13 protein-coding genes are annotated in these 14,504 nt (G+C 50.6%); 7 read left to right on the plus strand and 6 right to left on the minus strand.

The annotated features are described in order from the left end of the window. Nucleotides 1–81: 81 nt before the first annotated feature. Nucleotides 82–1,038 (minus strand): ArsR/SmtB family transcription factor, encoded by a 957-nt coding sequence (locus ABIA61_RS19515; protein WP_014279496.1) that lies wholly within the window; start codon nucleotides 1,036–1,038, stop codon nucleotides 82–84. A 274-nt stretch (nucleotides 1,039–1,312) separates the two neighbouring features. Continuing rightward, the gene (locus tag ABIA61_RS19520; protein WP_283654362.1) at nucleotides 1,313–2,281 is read right to left on the minus strand and encodes a flagellar export protein FliJ; all 969 of its coding nucleotides are present in this window, start codon (nucleotides 2,279–2,281) and stop codon (nucleotides 1,313–1,315) included. A 144-nt stretch (nucleotides 2,282–2,425) separates the two neighbouring features. On the opposite strand from ABIA61_RS19520, the gene ABIA61_RS19525 reads away from it, so the two are divergent. The 3 genes from ABIA61_RS19525 (at nucleotide 2,426) to ABIA61_RS19535 (ending at nucleotide 5,390) form a co-directional block, all read left to right on the plus strand. After that, nucleotides 2,426–2,899 (plus strand): GNAT family N-acetyltransferase, encoded by a 474-nt coding sequence (locus ABIA61_RS19525; protein ID WP_283654363.1) that lies wholly within the window; start codon nucleotides 2,426–2,428, stop codon nucleotides 2,897–2,899. A gap of 77 nt (nucleotides 2,900–2,976) precedes the next feature. After that, a complete protein-coding gene (locus tag ABIA61_RS19530) occupies nucleotides 2,977–3,609 on the plus strand; it encodes an NAD(P)-dependent oxidoreductase (protein ID WP_283654364.1) in 633 nt (210 codons plus the stop codon). 32 nt (nucleotides 3,610–3,641) lie between these two features. Next, complete coding sequence (locus tag ABIA61_RS19535) at nucleotides 3,642–5,390, plus strand: NAD(P)H-hydrate dehydratase (protein WP_404519808.1); 1,749 nt, start codon at nucleotides 3,642–3,644, stop codon at nucleotides 5,388–5,390. On the opposite strand, the gene ABIA61_RS19540 is transcribed toward ABIA61_RS19535, so the two are convergent. After that, nucleotides 5,374–5,883: a hypothetical protein gene (locus ABIA61_RS19540; protein WP_283654365.1), complete on the minus strand. Its 510-nt coding sequence runs from the start codon at nucleotides 5,881–5,883 to the stop codon at nucleotides 5,374–5,376. The genes ABIA61_RS19535 and ABIA61_RS19540 overlap by 17 nt on opposite strands. 177 nt (nucleotides 5,884–6,060) lie before the next feature. On the opposite strand from ABIA61_RS19540, the gene ABIA61_RS19545 reads away from it, so the two are divergent. Beyond that, on the plus strand, nucleotides 6,061–6,897 hold the full coding sequence (locus tag ABIA61_RS19545; protein ID WP_283654366.1) for an HAD hydrolase-like protein: 837 nt from the start codon (nucleotides 6,061–6,063) through the stop codon (nucleotides 6,895–6,897). A 443-nt stretch (nucleotides 6,898–7,340) separates the two neighbouring features. Here ABIA61_RS19545 and ABIA61_RS19550 read toward each other — a convergent pair whose 3' ends face one another. Then, entirely contained in the window at nucleotides 7,341–8,291 is a 951-nt protein-coding gene (locus ABIA61_RS19550; protein ID WP_283654367.1) for a beta-ketoacyl-ACP synthase III, read from the minus strand. Nucleotides 8,292–8,537: 246 nt separating this feature from the next. Here ABIA61_RS19550 and ABIA61_RS19555 point away from each other — a divergent pair, with 246 nt between their 5' ends. After that, nucleotides 8,538–9,218: a MarR family transcriptional regulator gene (locus tag ABIA61_RS19555; protein ID WP_283654368.1), complete on the plus strand. Its 681-nt coding sequence runs from the start codon at nucleotides 8,538–8,540 to the stop codon at nucleotides 9,216–9,218. A gap of 112 nt (nucleotides 9,219–9,330) precedes the next feature. Further along, entirely contained in the window at nucleotides 9,331–10,137 is an 807-nt protein-coding gene (locus ABIA61_RS19560; RefSeq protein ID WP_404581140.1) for a patatin-like phospholipase family protein, read from the plus strand. Between the two features lie 83 nt (nucleotides 10,138–10,220). On the opposite strand, the gene ABIA61_RS19565 is transcribed toward ABIA61_RS19560, so the two are convergent. Both ABIA61_RS19565 and ABIA61_RS19570 read right to left on the minus strand, forming a co-directional pair. Continuing rightward, entirely contained in the window at nucleotides 10,221–11,252 is a 1,032-nt protein-coding gene (locus ABIA61_RS19565) for a ribonucleotide-diphosphate reductase subunit beta (RefSeq protein WP_134911418.1), read from the minus strand. Between the two features lie 23 nt (nucleotides 11,253–11,275). After that, the gene (locus tag ABIA61_RS19570; protein ID WP_283654370.1) at nucleotides 11,276–13,609 is read right to left on the minus strand and encodes a ribonucleoside-diphosphate reductase subunit alpha; all 2,334 of its coding nucleotides are present in this window, start codon (nucleotides 13,607–13,609) and stop codon (nucleotides 11,276–11,278) included. Nucleotides 13,610–14,138: 529 nt separating this feature from the next. On the opposite strand from ABIA61_RS19570, the gene ABIA61_RS19575 reads away from it, so the two are divergent. Further along, entirely contained in the window at nucleotides 14,139–14,486 is a 348-nt protein-coding gene (locus tag ABIA61_RS19575; RefSeq protein WP_283654371.1) for an MTH1187 family thiamine-binding protein, read from the plus strand. The last annotated feature ends 18 nt before the right edge of the window (nucleotides 14,487–14,504 follow it).

Genomic DNA, 14,504 nt, shown 5'->3' on the forward strand with positions numbered 1-14,504 from the left:
AAAACACGGCGCTTTGCTTGCCATGAACGCATGGGGCAAAGGGCAGTGTTTTAGGGTCTGAGAAGAACAGGCTCTGAAAGTTTATTTGCTGCTGTCGCCAGCTTCTACTGTTGCTGTTTTCGTATGGTTTTCCGCAGGCTTGTAGTACAAGCGGAACAGAATGTCCTGATTGTAGTTACCGAATCCAGTACCGAACAGGGTAACTCCTCCAACATGCTGGGCATCATCCAGAATGGCAATTCGGAATTTCCATTGCTTCTGGTCAATCAGCAGCTGGCTTAAGGTCACATCGGATATTTGCTTGCCGTCCATAAAGGTACCCTTAGACGTAACGCGAAGTCTTTTGAGCAGACCGTATTGGTTGATAAAATCAGGCCACCATGCAGGTGTGTATTTCCCACGGTTATCGCCGAAATCTCCCGGGCTGGTCCAAGTCCCCAGATTCACATCGTTCAGGAAAAAGGTAATGTCCGAAGGCCAGTTGTCGTTGGTAAAAGGGGCCTCGGACGATAGTTCCATCGAAATTTCCAGCTCCTCGGCCTTTTGGCTGGACAGGAGGAAATTTGGTACTTTATAATCCATATATCCTTGACTAAACCACAGAATTTTGGAATTGAAGCGCTCAGGGTCCAGGAACGAACGAGGCTCGTCGAATTCTCCGATAATTTTCTCGACGGTAGCCAGCCCGCAGGTCGGCTGAATTTCAAAATCCGTAAAGTGCCCAACGGAAATCTCCGTCTGATGAAATTGCCGTACATCCTGCTGATAGCGGGGCATAGCTATTTCAATTTTGTCCGTAGCCAGTGAGCATACTTTCTGAACGCCACCGCGCCCGGGCAGCATTTTGGTCGAAATAATGGACGCTCTCTCCAGCTTTTTGACATGCATGGTCATGATGGCACTGCTTAGTCCCAGTGCTTCCGCCAGCTCGCGTATATTCATAGGCTTCTCCGCAAGCAGAACAATCATGTTCAGCCGAACCTCACTGGCCAGCGCTTCATATACGGGAAGTGATTTTTCAGAAATGTCCAGTTGCATAGTTCCTCCAATTCTAACGCACATCAACAATTGATGATAGTTTAACATATATGGATTTTTTTCAAATATTCATACATAAAAAACGATATGATTTACATTTATATAAACAATATACCCTTTCCTTGATTGCTGGCACAAGCTTAACCCTTCAAAAAGTCTAAAATTGTTCAAAAAACAGGACACCCCATAAAACCATTCGGTGTCTGTCGGGATGTCCTGTGATGGGATGTGGTTTTAACGTTCATGCTGTAAACGATCTTGCATCGCTTGCCGTCTAGGAACGGCTATGTTCCTCCGCCAAAGAAGAGTCGGACGTGTTGTCTTTGTCTGTCGTGTGCATTTCCTGATGTTGAGAAGGATCGGCCTTCATCAAGCCAGGATGACCGGCATAAGGGCGATCACTCCGTGAGCGGCCCCGGGTGAGCCGGAAGCCGATCAAAAACAAGACAAGCTGCACAGCCAGTATGTAGGGAGAAGCTTCCGGTCCGATCCATTGAAACAGGGCAACGGCGGCGATCACCATGGACAACAGGCTCGTTGGAAAATGGGATGCCGTCACATCCAGATCATTTTGTCTGCGCAGGGTCATCAACCGATATACGTACAGCAGGGCGATCAAGCCGGAAACAAATCTCATCCATGTACACCCTATGAGCCATGAGGCAGATGGCACGGCTTCGGGCAGACCAGGATAGATAGTACTATACGACATTAGTTCCACAATCAGCCGTGAGATTAGCCACACTATACCCGCCAGCGCCAACGGCCCGGCTGCGGGACGCAGCAGCTTCCATAAAGCCGTACCCCAGCCCGGAGCATGCGATTCCAGCAGAACAAGCCGACGTTCGTCGATCAATTTGCTCATTTCGCGCTCCAGTGATTTGAGAAGCAACTCCCTGCGGAATGCGTCACATTCTCTTAGAGATGCCTGAACCTGTTCCTGAAGGTGAGGGGTTAAATAGGGAGCAGCCTTCGCTTCCTGAAGGGCATGAATCAGTCCACTCTGATGCTGGCGTGTTTCGTTGCTGCTTAAGCTGTACTGAGTAGAGGTTTGGAGATAGCCTGCCAACCGTCCGTAGATACGTAGCGATTCCTGTAATTCATTCAGCCGCTGCTGACGCGAATTTCGAAGCTGGGCTGCGCTGTGAACATACAGCCATACCAGCAAAGCCAATGCCAGCAGGACGGCAATCAGACCGGGTGAGATATATGCGGCCAATGCCGCGAAGTCCGTCGGGGACACCCGCAATCCCTCCTTCCATTGTTCTTTCTACACTATTGCACAGACTACACAGGCATTTCAAGGGCTTGGTCACGTCTGACAGAGATATATGAAGTATTTTTTGGTAAAATAGACAAGATTACAAGCAGGGAGGGGAGATTCAGCATGAACGAGTATATAGAAAATACCGCAGAACAACATAGAGGATCGAATCACCCGGACGGACAGCTTCGCGTGGAGTACGTCATTCCATCTGTAGAGGAGTATCGGGCACTGCGAAAGGAGGCGGGTCTGACGCAGATTACGGAAGCAGCAGCAGCCAAGGGCCTGCCGAACAGCCTGTTTGCGGTGACGCTGCGGATCGGGCAGGAATTGATCGGCATGGGCCGGGTGAGCGGTGATGGCGGTGTTTTCTTTCTGGTTACGGATATTGCAGTCAAGCCCTCCCATCAGGGAAAAGGTTACGGGCGTATGCTTATGGAAGAGGTTATGTCCTATTTGAAACGTGAGGTTCCGGCGGGTAGCTTTGCGACGCTGATCGCAGACAAGCCAGCCGACCGCTTGTATGCGCAATATGGCTTCCAGTTGGTCAGTCCTGGATCGGAAGGAATGTACTGGCGGCAGCCGGGCGGGCTGTAAGAGAAGCAGGTTTAAGCTGAGGCTAAAGCGGATAAGTAATAGTAAGTAAATCATAGACAGGAAGAAGGCAAGGACAGATGAAAGTCATTATTTTTGGAGCAACAGGAACCATTGGTCAAGCATTGGTGAAGGAGGCCATCAAGCGCAAGTACCAGGTGACGGCGGCGGTGCGTGATCCGCAGCGTGTAACGGATCAAAGTGAGTATTTGAAGGTTGTTCAAGCGGATATTCTGAATCCTGATTCCGTAACAGCCGTGGCCAAAGGACATGATGCCATGATCAGCGCTTATGGTCCCAAGTTTGGAGCTGAGGAAGAATTGCTCGAAGCAACCCGTTCTTTACTGGAAGGAACCCGGCGTTCCGGCGCAGAGCGCATACTGGTGGTTGGCGGAGCCGGTAGCCTGAAAACGGAAAACGGTGAACGTCTGATGGATACCGCCGAGTTTCCGGAGGAAGTCAAGCCACTGGCAGCCGCACATGCCGATGCACTGGAGCTGTATTGTGCTGCGGATGTGGACTGGACATATTGCAGTCCTGCCGCAATCATTGAGCCGGGACGGCGTACAGGGCAGTTTCGCATTGGCTTGGACCATGTAGTTGTTGATGAATTGGGTCACAGCCGCATCTCGGTTGAGGATTATGCAGTAGCCCTGATTGATGAGCTGGTAGAAGGGGAATTTGTAAATTCTCGTTTTACGGTTGGATATTAAAAAAAGGATGGCACTACGGGAGGCGAAGAAGTATGTATATTGTGACCGCCGAAGAAATGCGGCAACTGGATCGGTATACGATTGACAAGCTGGGCATCCCGGCCCTTACCTTGATGGAAAATGCCGGGCGTGCGGTAGCTGACGAGGTATTGAAGCTCTACGCTCTGGAAAGTGGATGGAGCCATAAGGGCTTCTCGGAAAGCCACGTGGATTCAGCATACGGTATGGAACGCAGATATATAGTGGGGCAAGATGCTGCCAAGCAAGGATATGATGAAGGTCCAGCCTATGGTGAACAGGTCGCCCACTCAGGTCCTGGGGATACGCCGGGACATGGTGGTGTTATTCGGACGGAGCCTTGGAGCCACGGGCGACATGCCGTGTGGGAACGGGAGCATTGGTATATTCTCGTAGGCAAAGGCAACAACGGCGGTGACGGACTGGTGGCGGCCCGTCATTTGACGGATGCGGGTCTGCGCGTCACCGTCGTGTACGCCGAGTCGCCGGACACGCTGCGCAGCGAAGCAGCAGCGCAACGCGATACCATCGCGGCTCTGCACATCCCGGTCCTTGTCTACGGCCGGGATGCCTTCGACCTGCGCGACGCCTCCGGCATCGTCGATGCCCTGCTGGGCACGGGCACACAAGGCCCGCCGCGCGAACCCTACGCCTCGCTGATTCGCGAGGCCAATGCCAGCGGCGTGCCGCTTGTGTCGGTAGATGTGCCCAGCGGCCTCGATGCCGACACAGGTGCACTGTACGAGCCGTGCATTCGCGCACGCGTCACCGTATGCCTCGCCTGCCTGAAGTGTGGGCTCGTCCAATACCCGGGCGCCGAGGCCGCAGGCGATGTAACGGTACGCTACATCGGCGTTCCGCCCGGGCTTGCCCGTGAGCGCGGCGTACAGCTACGGCTCCTGACCCGCGACATGCTGCGCGAAGCGCTGGGCGTGGACGTGAGCCGCAGCCGCGTGCCGGACGGGCACAAGGGCACCTACGGGCACGTTCTCGTCGCCGCGGGAAGCCTGCGCATGAGCGGCGCGGGCCTGCTGGCCGCACGTGCCGCCCTGCGCATCGGCAGCGGCCTAGTGACGTGGGCGGTGCCCGAGGCGCTGCTGCCGCGACTCATCGGAGCCGCGCCGGAGCTGATGCTCGCTGCCGCAGCCGCAGGTGGAGACGGCGAGTGGAACGCCGGCTCCGCGGATGAGCTGCTTCAGCTCGCGCAGGCGCGCGATGTGCTGGCCGTCGGCCCCGGCCTCGGCCGCTTCGCGGGAGACACCGGCTGGCTGCGCCGCCTGTGGGAAGAATACGGCGGCCCGCTCGTACTCGATGCGGACGCCCTGAACATCCTCGCTGCGGCGGGGCCAGAGCTTGAGGCTTGGAAGCCGAGAGGCGCGGCGGTTGTACTGACGCCGCACCCCGGCGAGATGGCTCGTCTGCTGGGCCTATCGACGGCCGAGGTGCAGCGTGACCGCATCGCTCATGCCCGGCAGTATGCCCGGACACGCGGGGTCACGCTGGTGCTCAAGGGAGCGCGTACCGTCATTGCGTGCCCGGACGGTACGGTTTATGTCAACACGACAGGCCACGCCGGGATGGCGACAGGCGGCGCGGGTGATGTGCTGACAGGGATCATCGCAGGCTTGCTGGCGCAGGGCTTGAACGCTTCACAGGCAGCAGCCTTTGGCGTGTACTTGCACGGCGCGGCTGGAGAAACAGCCGCGCGTCATCGCCAGCATGCCGCCTCGGTCATTGCGGGTGATATTATTGAAGCCCTATAGACCATAACAGCAAGGGCAGGAGGAAGGCCAGGATGATCTGTACCCCAAATCCACTACTCAGCCGGGGTCTTCCCGCATAATGCCTTCCCCGATAATACAGTAATGTAATCACGGTACCCGCGATGCCGTTGCTCCATGAGATGCCCGCTCCTTCAGGGGATATAAAAGAACCAAGCAGGAGGAAGATACTGAATCCTGCGGCAAGGTACAGGATGAGCCGCTCCGGCTTTCGCAGCCAGGGCAAGAGGTCGTGCAGCGCATCGGCGGCAAGAGCTGCCGGTAGGGCAAAACCATATGCCCACAGCTGCGCGGTCAGCTCACCGTTATTGCCTGCTATGGCTACAGGAATCCCCGTCATCGCCTCTGCTATATAGCAATAGGCCCATATCAGGCCAAACACCAGCCCTCCGCAAGCCAGTTTATTCAGCGCATAACAACCCAGCTCCATCCGCCAAGGCATCTTGGGATTATATTCATTCCATGGATGTCTCATGTTGCGATTCCTCCTTAGTACACTTCATTACAATCAGTAATCTGCAACCAATCAAGGAATTTATTTTCAATTACACTCCGCTGACGCTTTATGGCATTTCATTTTACGTTAGCTGTGTATCATGGTCCTAAGAAATAATGACAGCGGATAGCCGCGTTACGGAGAGGCGGGGATTGCATGATACAAGCGGTTATTTTTAATCTCGAAAGTACATTGTTGGACCCCGGAGGACGAGGCTTAATCCAGGGAATACGTGATATTTTCAGATGGAAGGGTGTTCAGGTAACCGAAGAACAGGCATCTTATGGGCGAGGATTACCGATCCGTGATCATATTGCGAATGTGCTGGCACTTTCAGAGGTTCGGAAAAAATGGCTAGATTGCTTCGGTACGCATCCCGGGAGAACGGATATTGAGCATATTTATCTTGAGCTTGTGCCTGTTCTCCGTTCTTTGATCCAGGGAGCTGAGCCCACTTTCGGTATCGATAAAGCGCTGAATGAGCTGCAGGATCGGCGGATTCAGTCAGGCGCTACCGCATCTTGCCCGATGGAGATGCTGGGCAACGTTTTTACGCCTGCACAGTCCCCATATGCACTGGATTGCACAGTAGCTCCCTGTGAAGTTTCGCAAGGGCGTCCTTATCCATGGATGATCTATGAGATTGCACACCGCTTACAGGTTTTCCCGCTTAGCGATATTGTGAAAGTAGGAGATACGGCAGCTGATATGCAAGAGGGCAGGAATGCCGGTGTGTGGACAATAGGTGTGTTGAATCATAGCGAAGGTGCGCTGACCACGTCGCAAGCAACTAGCCGTGAATCCGACGACAGAGTGGCTGAGGAACGGCGCAGACAGAGCGTATACGGATTAAAAAGGGCAGGAGCCCACATCGTCATGAACTCGGTCGCTGACTTGCCGCGTATTTTGCGTGAAATCGAAATGCTCCAGCATACGGGCGGCTATCCTTCCTATACAAAGCAAGTGAAAACAGCGTTAATGCCTCCATCGTGAGCAGCGTTGATACACTGTGGAGCTATGGATTGGATTATACGGTTCTAGGGTATATGTATGCACCATATCGGACGAAAGTGAACTTCTCAGGTTCTGGGCATGCGACTATTTTAAAATTGTCAGACAGGATCGTCAGATTGTGGGATACTTCGGACAACTCTCTTATTTTCATCAGCTTGGCGATGTTGGTCACGAGAGCTTCGTTATTTTGCTGCAAGGTGGATAAGGATGCGTTCTTGATGGAATGTTTGGTGGTCCATAAAATAAAGCCGCTGATGACAATCAAAGGGATAAGCAGAATGAACTAAAAATGAATAGATAATCATATATTTGATTGATTTTTTTATGCAAAAAAGCCTTAGCCCGTTTCTGTTGAACCCATCCCCAAAGGGCGAAGCTGGTTCATAGAACTGGGCCAAGGCCTTTTCTGTTAAGTAGAGAATTCATGCGATCTGAATGACTTGTACGCCCCATGCCAAACCCGCGCCGAATCCGACCAGCATCACAATATCACCGGCATGAATGCGCTGTTGTTCCATGGCTTCCGCAAGCGCAATGGGAATAGAAGCCGCTGACGTATTTCCGTAATTTTCGATATTCACAAAAAATTTATCCAGAGGAATATTCATCTTGCCAGCGGCACTCTCGATGATTCGAATATTGGCTTGATGTGGAATGATTAAAGCAATATCATCAATGCTTAATTTCAATGTTTCCAGAGCTTTAGTTAGCATAGATTCCACAATACGCACCCCAAACTTGAAAACCTCTCGACCTTGCATGGTGATGGGGCCTGTAACCGGGGATGTCAGCGCTTCTGCCCCACCTTCTTCCGAGCCTAACAAGGAGAAGCATGGGAAAGCACCAGGACGAGATTGAAGGACGACAGCGCCTGCCCCATCTCCAAACAGGACAGCAGTATTACGGTCCTGCCAATCTATGATTTTGGAGAACTTGTCTGCTCCAATCACCAGAGCGTTGTGGTAGGCGGCCGATTTCATCATGTCGCTGCTGACCGAAAGGGCGTACACAAAACCGGAGCAGGCTGCCGATAAGTCGAATGCAGGTGCGCGGCTTCCGAGCTTTTGCTTGACCAGCATGGCTGTGGAGGGGAAGGCATAATCAGGAGTTGAAGTCGCCACAACAATGAGATCCACGTCTTCCGGGGATAATTGGGCACGGCTTAAAGCCTGGGTTGCAGCAACGACGGCAAGGTCAGAGGTGTCCGTGGATGCTTCTGCAATATATCGCTGACGGATGCCTGTTCGTTGGCTGATCCATTCATCGGATGTGTCCAGAGATGCGGCTAATTCCAAATTGGTTACCAGGGATGTCGGAACGTAGAATCCGGTACCTGTAATTGTAACCCCGTTCAGGTTGAGTGCTGATTGCATTTATGTTTCCCTCCAATGAAATAATCACACAAAAGACCGTAAAGACCAAAAAAACCAAAAAACAGTATGGATAAAAATATAACACAGGCGAATGAAAAAGAAAATATGCAAAGAGCAGCTTGCTGTACGGAGGAATCTGGAGTGATCCTGCTGCTTGATTATATAGATATTCAGTGCTAAGATTTAGACACAAAAAACCCAAGAACCTATTCGCAGGGGATACACAGGGAGGTATACAACGCTACCGTGTCACTTACTAAACGTCGTCTGCAATTTCTGCATACATTAGTGGATTTGTATCAAAAAACGAATTTACCCATTCATTACGAAGCCTTGGCTAAATCATTAGGCGTTAGCAAATGGACGGCCTATGACATGCTGAAAGAAATTGAAAAGCTTGGTTTTATTACGCGCAGCTACGAGGTGAATGCCAAGGTAACCGGACGATCTCAGGTTGTATTTGTGCCTACAGATAAAGCTTCGGATTTGTTCAACCAGTCCCGGAATGAATTAGTGGATCTGGTGGATTGGAAAAAAACCGTCGAGAATATCTCGGGACTGCTCAAGGATTTGAACAACACAAGTCCCAATGAGGCGGTCCGAAAAATTTGGGCTGAAATTCCTGAAGCCAGTGTCAGAATCAATTTTTGCGCCTATATTATAGGGCTGCTTTTGATGTACTTGAAGAAGCTGGGAGGTAAAAGAGGTCCCTGGATTCAGCAGATTGTCCTCACAGCGCCAAGCAAGGAAATGGGCATGACCATGTTTGTTGGCAGTGTGTTGGGTATGGCCGTACAAACGATGAACGATGAACTGGGCCTTGAAATTACGGAGCTGGTTTCCCGTTTTCTGCAATCCATTTCGGATCTTTCTGACGAGGAAAAAGGGTTGCTTTCCGATTTTCTAAGCGAGGCTTTTCATTTTTGAATATAACAGGAATGAATCATTCGTGGGGAGAGGAAGCTGCCTCCTTACGTTTAGTTTTTGGGTCTTTTGTGTATGTACGCATGCAGTAAATACATGTAAAGGGGTTGCGCATATGCCGAAGGCAGGATTGGTTTTGGGTGGGGGAGCAGTCAAAGGACTTGCTCATTTGGGGGTACTGAGAGCGTTCGAAAGACACGGGATTCAGGTCGATTGTATCGTCGGTACGAGTATGGGCGGCATTGTTGGCGGACTTTATGCGGCGGGTGTTCCTGCGGATGCTCTTTTGGATTGTATTAAAAAGACACCTAAATACCGTCTGTTGGATATCGGCATACGCCATCGTGGTTTAATTGCCGGTAACAGCATGAATACGGTGGTGAATGAGCTGCTGCAACAGCATGGACAGCATACGCAGAAGATCGAGGATCTTCCTATCCGTTTTAAAGCTGTTTCTGTCGATTTACTGGAAGGCAAGCAATTCATTTTTGAACAAGGTGATTTGGTGACAGCACTGCGGGCTACGATGGCGTTTCCCGGCTTATTCGCTCCTGTGATGCATGAAGGCAAGATGCTGGTCGACGGAGGGGTATTAAACAATTTGCCTGTAGAAGAGATGAGTCGGGAAGCAGATTGTTTAGTGATTGCTGTTGATGTGGCACGGGGACATGAAAAGAAGCCGCCGCGCAATATGGTGGAAGTTGTATACCGCTCTTACAGCTTGATGACCGCCGAACGAAAGTATAATAGTCTCCGGCTTGCAGACGTTGTCATTCGCCCTGAAGTCGGACATATTGCGGCGTTTGATTTTACAAAATGGCCTGAATGTGTCGAGGCTGGCGAGGAAGCGGCCGAATGCATCATGGATGAGCTGAAGCTGCAAATAGCCAATCACGGACAACCAGCACAGATGCATGTTTAGTAGGTAAAAGAAAAGAAGTGCCTCTAACCATAGATGGCCTGTGAGACACTTCCTTATTTTATACTTATGATCTACAGCTATTCTTACAAATCGTCAAATCCGTTGTCGTCTCCGACCTTGCCGTAATTGCGCGATTTTGCTTCAAAAAAGTCTGTTTTTGTCGCGTTCAGCGCTTCATCCGAGAACGGCTTGATCCAAGGCATACAATTTACGTCTACTCCTTCGTAGGCTTTGTCCATACCGAGCAGTCTCAGGCGCATGTTCGCCATGTACTTGATATAATCGCCCAGCTCGTTCAAGTCGATGCCGCGAACCTCTTTGAGCGTGTAATGCGCCCAGTTTGTTTCCAGCTCCACTGCGCGGTCAATCATGCGGTAGACATAATCCGTATTTTCCTTCGTGTCCAGCTCAGGGAAATCAGACAGCAATTGCTTGAACACTTCGGCAAAAAAGTAGCAATGCTGATTTTCATCCCGCTGAATATACGAGATCATTTGGCTGGTCGACATCATCTTCTGGTCACGGGCCAGATTGTAGAAGAAAGCGAACGTACTATAGAAGAAAATGCCCTCCAGAATCAGGTCCGCCACCATCGCCTGGAAAAAGGTTTGCGGATTTTGCTCATCACGGAACTCCTGGTAAATGTCCGAGATGAATGTATTACGCTCCAGCAATACAGGATCATTTTTCCAGTATTCAAAAATTTCCTTCTGCTCCTGATCCGATACCAGAGAGGACAGCACGTAGGAGTAGGACTGGTTATGCACGACTTCCTGCTGCCCGATAATGGCCGACACAGCTTCCAGTGAGGAATCGGTAAAGTAGCGTTTTACATCCCCGACAAACATCGTTTGCATGGAATCCAGCACGGCCAGCAGGCCGATGTTGATTTTGAACGTGCGCTGTTCTTCGGCATCCAGTGTTGGGAATTGGGATGCGTCCTTGGACATCGGGATTTCATCCGGAATCCAGTGGTTGAGCAGCAGCACCTTGTACAGCTTGTACATATGCGGCATGCGAATATCGTTCCAATTCAGAATGCCGGAGTTTTCGCCTTCAATAATGCGGGTAGAGCGGTTAGGTGCTTCCGTGTTAAAAATCTTTTGTAACTGCATGGGAGATTCTCTCCTTCTTTATATTAGGATGCACAGCTATCGCATTCTTCAATCGTCAGTGCGCGACTGCGTACATAATAGGTTGATTTCATACCTGATTTCCAGGCATGGATGTGCAGTTCCAGGAATTCAGTAGCTTTGATATCCGGGCGCACATACAGATTAAAGCTTTGGCCCTGGTCAATATGACGCTGACGGGCAGAGGCCATGTTGATCGAAGCATGCTGATCCAGCAGGAAAGCCGTTTTGTAGTACCAGATCGTTTTTTCGTTTAAGTCCGGTGCAGGGTTAGCGATCTTGTAGGTTGTTTTCTCTTCATAGGAAAGCAGCTCATACAATGGATCAATGCTGGCCGTAGAACCTGCAATGATGGACGTGGAACCGTTAGGCGCAATGGCGAACAGCCATGCGTTGCGGACACCGTTTTGTTTGACTTCTTCCGCAAGCTCACTCCACTCGGACGTGGTGACAAATTTGCCTTCACGAGTACCGTCTGTATAGCCACGGGACGTGAAATAATGCCCGGTAGACCAGTCGGAGCCTTCAAATTTGGCATAACGGCCTTTTTCCTTCGCCAGCTCCATGCTCGATTTTACAGCCAAATAGTTAATTTTTTCGTATAAATGATCGTTATAGGTTACCGCTTCATCGGATTCCCAACGGATGCCTTCGAGTGCGAGCAGATGATGCAGTCCGAATGTACCCAGACCGACTGCGCGATATTGGCTGTTCGTATATTGTGCTTGCAGCACCTCAATGTTGTTGATATCAATGACGTTATCCAGCATGCGTACCTGAATCGGTACGAGACGATCCAGCACACCTGCCGGAACAGCGCGAGCCAGATGGATGGAGTTCAGGTTGCAGACGACAAAATCGCCAGGAATTTTTGAAATGACAATGCGTGTTTGTCCATCCTTGGTGACTAATTCCTCTTTTTCCACCACGGTCGCCGATTGGTTTTGCATAATTTCCGTGCACAGGTTGGAAGAATATACCATACCGTGGGCGCGGTTCGGGTTCGCACGGTTTACAGTATCGCGGTAAAACATGTACGGAGTACCTGTTTCCAACTGCGATTTCATCAGGCGCTTCATGATGTCGATAGCAGGCACCGTAATGCGGGAGAGAATTGGATGCTGTGACGCTTCCTCATACTTCTCGCGGAAGGAACCTGTACCAAAGCCTTCATCGTAAAAATCCTCCAGCCCCAGTGGACGGCCGTTGTCATCTTTCCAGCCCATGACCTTCTTCACTTCATGCGGGCAGAACAGGTTCCATTCGCCACGTGCTTCCACCCGCTCCATGAACAGATCGGGCAGACATACGCCATGGAAAACATCATGTGCACGCATGCGCTCGTCACCGTTGTTCAGCTTCAGATCGAGGAACGCAAGAATATCTTTGTGGAATACGTCCAGATAGACGGCAATTGCGCCTTTACGTGTACCCAGTTGGTCTACGCTGACCGCTGTATTGTTTAGCTGGCGAATCCACGGGATGACGCCGGAGCTTGTATTTTTGTGTCCACGGATGTCGGAGCCACGTGCCCGTACTTTACCGAGGTATACGCCAATGCCGCCGCCCATTTTGCTGAGACGGGCTACATCGGTGTTGGAATCGAAAATGCCTTCCAGCGAGTCATCTACAGTGTCGATGAAGCAACTGGAGAGCTGTCCGGCGACCTTTTTCCCGGCATTGGACATGGTTGGCGTAGCCGCCGTCATGTACATGTTGCTCATCGCCCAGTAAGCTTCCTTCACCAGCTCCATACGCTTGTCGGCAGGCTCCTTGTGCATCAGGTACATTGCAATGATCATATAACGTTCCTGCGGCAGCTCCATCACCCGTCCGTCAAAATCGTTCGCCAGATAACGCTCGGACAGCGTCAACAGCCCGATATAATCGAACAGCAGGTCATTTTTCGGCAAAATGGATGCACCCAACTCGTCAATTTGCTCCTTGGTGTAGTAGTCGAGCAGCTCTTGACGATAGATGCCTTTCTTGACCAGCTCGGTAATCAGCGGATAAAAAGCGCCGTAAGGCTCGTCCGCATAGGATTTGTAACGGCGGTGAGTAGCCGCTTTTTTATATAAGGAAGTGAGCAAAGCGCGCGCAGCGGCGAATTTCCAGTCCGGTTCTTCCTTGCTGACCAGTTCAAGCGCAGCCATCGCAAACGCGTTGCTGATTTCGTCGCCCGTGACTTCGTCCCGGCGCAGCTTGCTGACCACACCGCGAATCAGGCGATCTTTATCCAGCTTGTCCAATCCGCTGAGCACACGGTCGGCATATACGGAAATGCGTATTTCATCAAAAGCCAACTGGCGGTTGTTTGGTTTCGTTACGAGTTGTGGCATGGGATTAATTCCTCGCTTTCCTGACTTGGGAGATAAACTTGAAAATAAATGACAGTGAAAATGAAAAACGACGCTGAAAATTCCCGGGTTACTTGCTTGGTTCAGACAGCATTTTGGGGCTGTATGTAATCCAATAACATAGAAATAGCGATGCGCTTGCCAATGAAGGGGGGGAAGATGGTTCCCGTACGATTTATCGGCTACATCACTACATTTAGACGTCTTACAAATATTTAACCCAACATGTTGTGTCGAGAAACTTAAAATTTCAAATAAGCGCAAGGAGTATTATAGCAACATTTGAAGCCATACGTAAAGGAAAAGGAATGGAAACTCAAAATTTGCAGAGAAGTCGCGGGCTGCATTTGAATTGAGGCTTTGTGAACGGTACAATGAATGATAAAGATGTTTCCTACAGAAACAAGCAGCATACATATGGACTGTTTTTATGAAATAAGGTTGCTTTATCGGACAGAGGTTTTAGATTTTTAAAGAAGTGAAGATTTTAAATTAAAGGAGGAACTTGGCGATGACCATTGCAGAAGTGACAGTGATCCCGATTGGAACGGGGAGTACGAGCCTGAGCGACTACGTTGCCCAGATGCAAAAAGTGTTGAAAACGCAAAAAGGAATTACCTATGAGCTTACCTCCATGAGTACGATTATTGAAGGTTCGTTGGATGATGTGTTCACCGCTATTGCTGCGCTGCACGAAGCGCCATTCCTGTCAGGAGCCAAGCGCGTTTCCACCTCGGTCAAAATTGATGATCGCCGTGACAAGCCTTCCTCCAGTCGCCAAAAGCTTCGTTCCGTCGCAGATAAACTGTCTGGCACCGCAACAGGAAACGTTACCGAACTAAATCCAAATCCTAGTTGAAAAAGTGGATGTAAGTGA

This window comes from Paenibacillus sp. RC21 (assembly GCF_044907935.1).
GTDB lineage: Bacteria > Bacillota > Bacilli > Paenibacillales > Paenibacillaceae > Paenibacillus > Paenibacillus terrae_A.

What these genes read in the sequence shown, in the direction of transcription:
- ABIA61_RS19515 (WP_014279496.1), bottom strand. Translation starts at nt 1,038, where the DNA reads ATGCAACTGGACATTTCTGAAAAATCACTTCCCGTATATGAAGCGCTG.
- ABIA61_RS19525 (WP_283654363.1), top strand. Translation starts at nt 2,426, where the DNA reads ATGAACGAGTATATAGAAAATACCGCAGAACAACATAGAGGATCGAAT.
- ABIA61_RS19530 (WP_283654364.1), top strand. Translation starts at nt 2,977, where the DNA reads ATGAAAGTCATTATTTTTGGAGCAACAGGAACCATTGGTCAAGCATTG.
- ABIA61_RS19535 (WP_404519808.1), top strand. Translation starts at nt 3,642, where the DNA reads ATGTATATTGTGACCGCCGAAGAAATGCGGCAACTGGATCGGTATACG.
- ABIA61_RS19540 (WP_283654365.1), bottom strand. Translation starts at nt 5,883, where the DNA reads ATGAGACATCCATGGAATGAATATAATCCCAAGATGCCTTGGCGGATG.
- ABIA61_RS19545 (WP_283654366.1), top strand. Translation starts at nt 6,061, where the DNA reads ATGATACAAGCGGTTATTTTTAATCTCGAAAGTACATTGTTGGACCCC.
- ABIA61_RS19550 (WP_283654367.1), bottom strand. Translation starts at nt 8,291, where the DNA reads ATGCAATCAGCACTCAACCTGAACGGGGTTACAATTACAGGTACCGGA.
- ABIA61_RS19560 (WP_404581140.1), top strand. Translation starts at nt 9,331, where the DNA reads ATGCCGAAGGCAGGATTGGTTTTGGGTGGGGGAGCAGTCAAAGGACTT.
- ABIA61_RS19565 (WP_134911418.1), bottom strand. Translation starts at nt 11,252, where the DNA reads ATGCAGTTACAAAAGATTTTTAACACGGAAGCACCTAACCGCTCTACC.
- ABIA61_RS19570 (WP_283654370.1), bottom strand. Translation starts at nt 13,609, where the DNA reads ATGCCACAACTCGTAACGAAACCAAACAACCGCCAGTTGGCTTTTGAT.
- ABIA61_RS19575 (WP_283654371.1), top strand. Translation starts at nt 14,139, where the DNA reads ATGACCATTGCAGAAGTGACAGTGATCCCGATTGGAACGGGGAGTACG.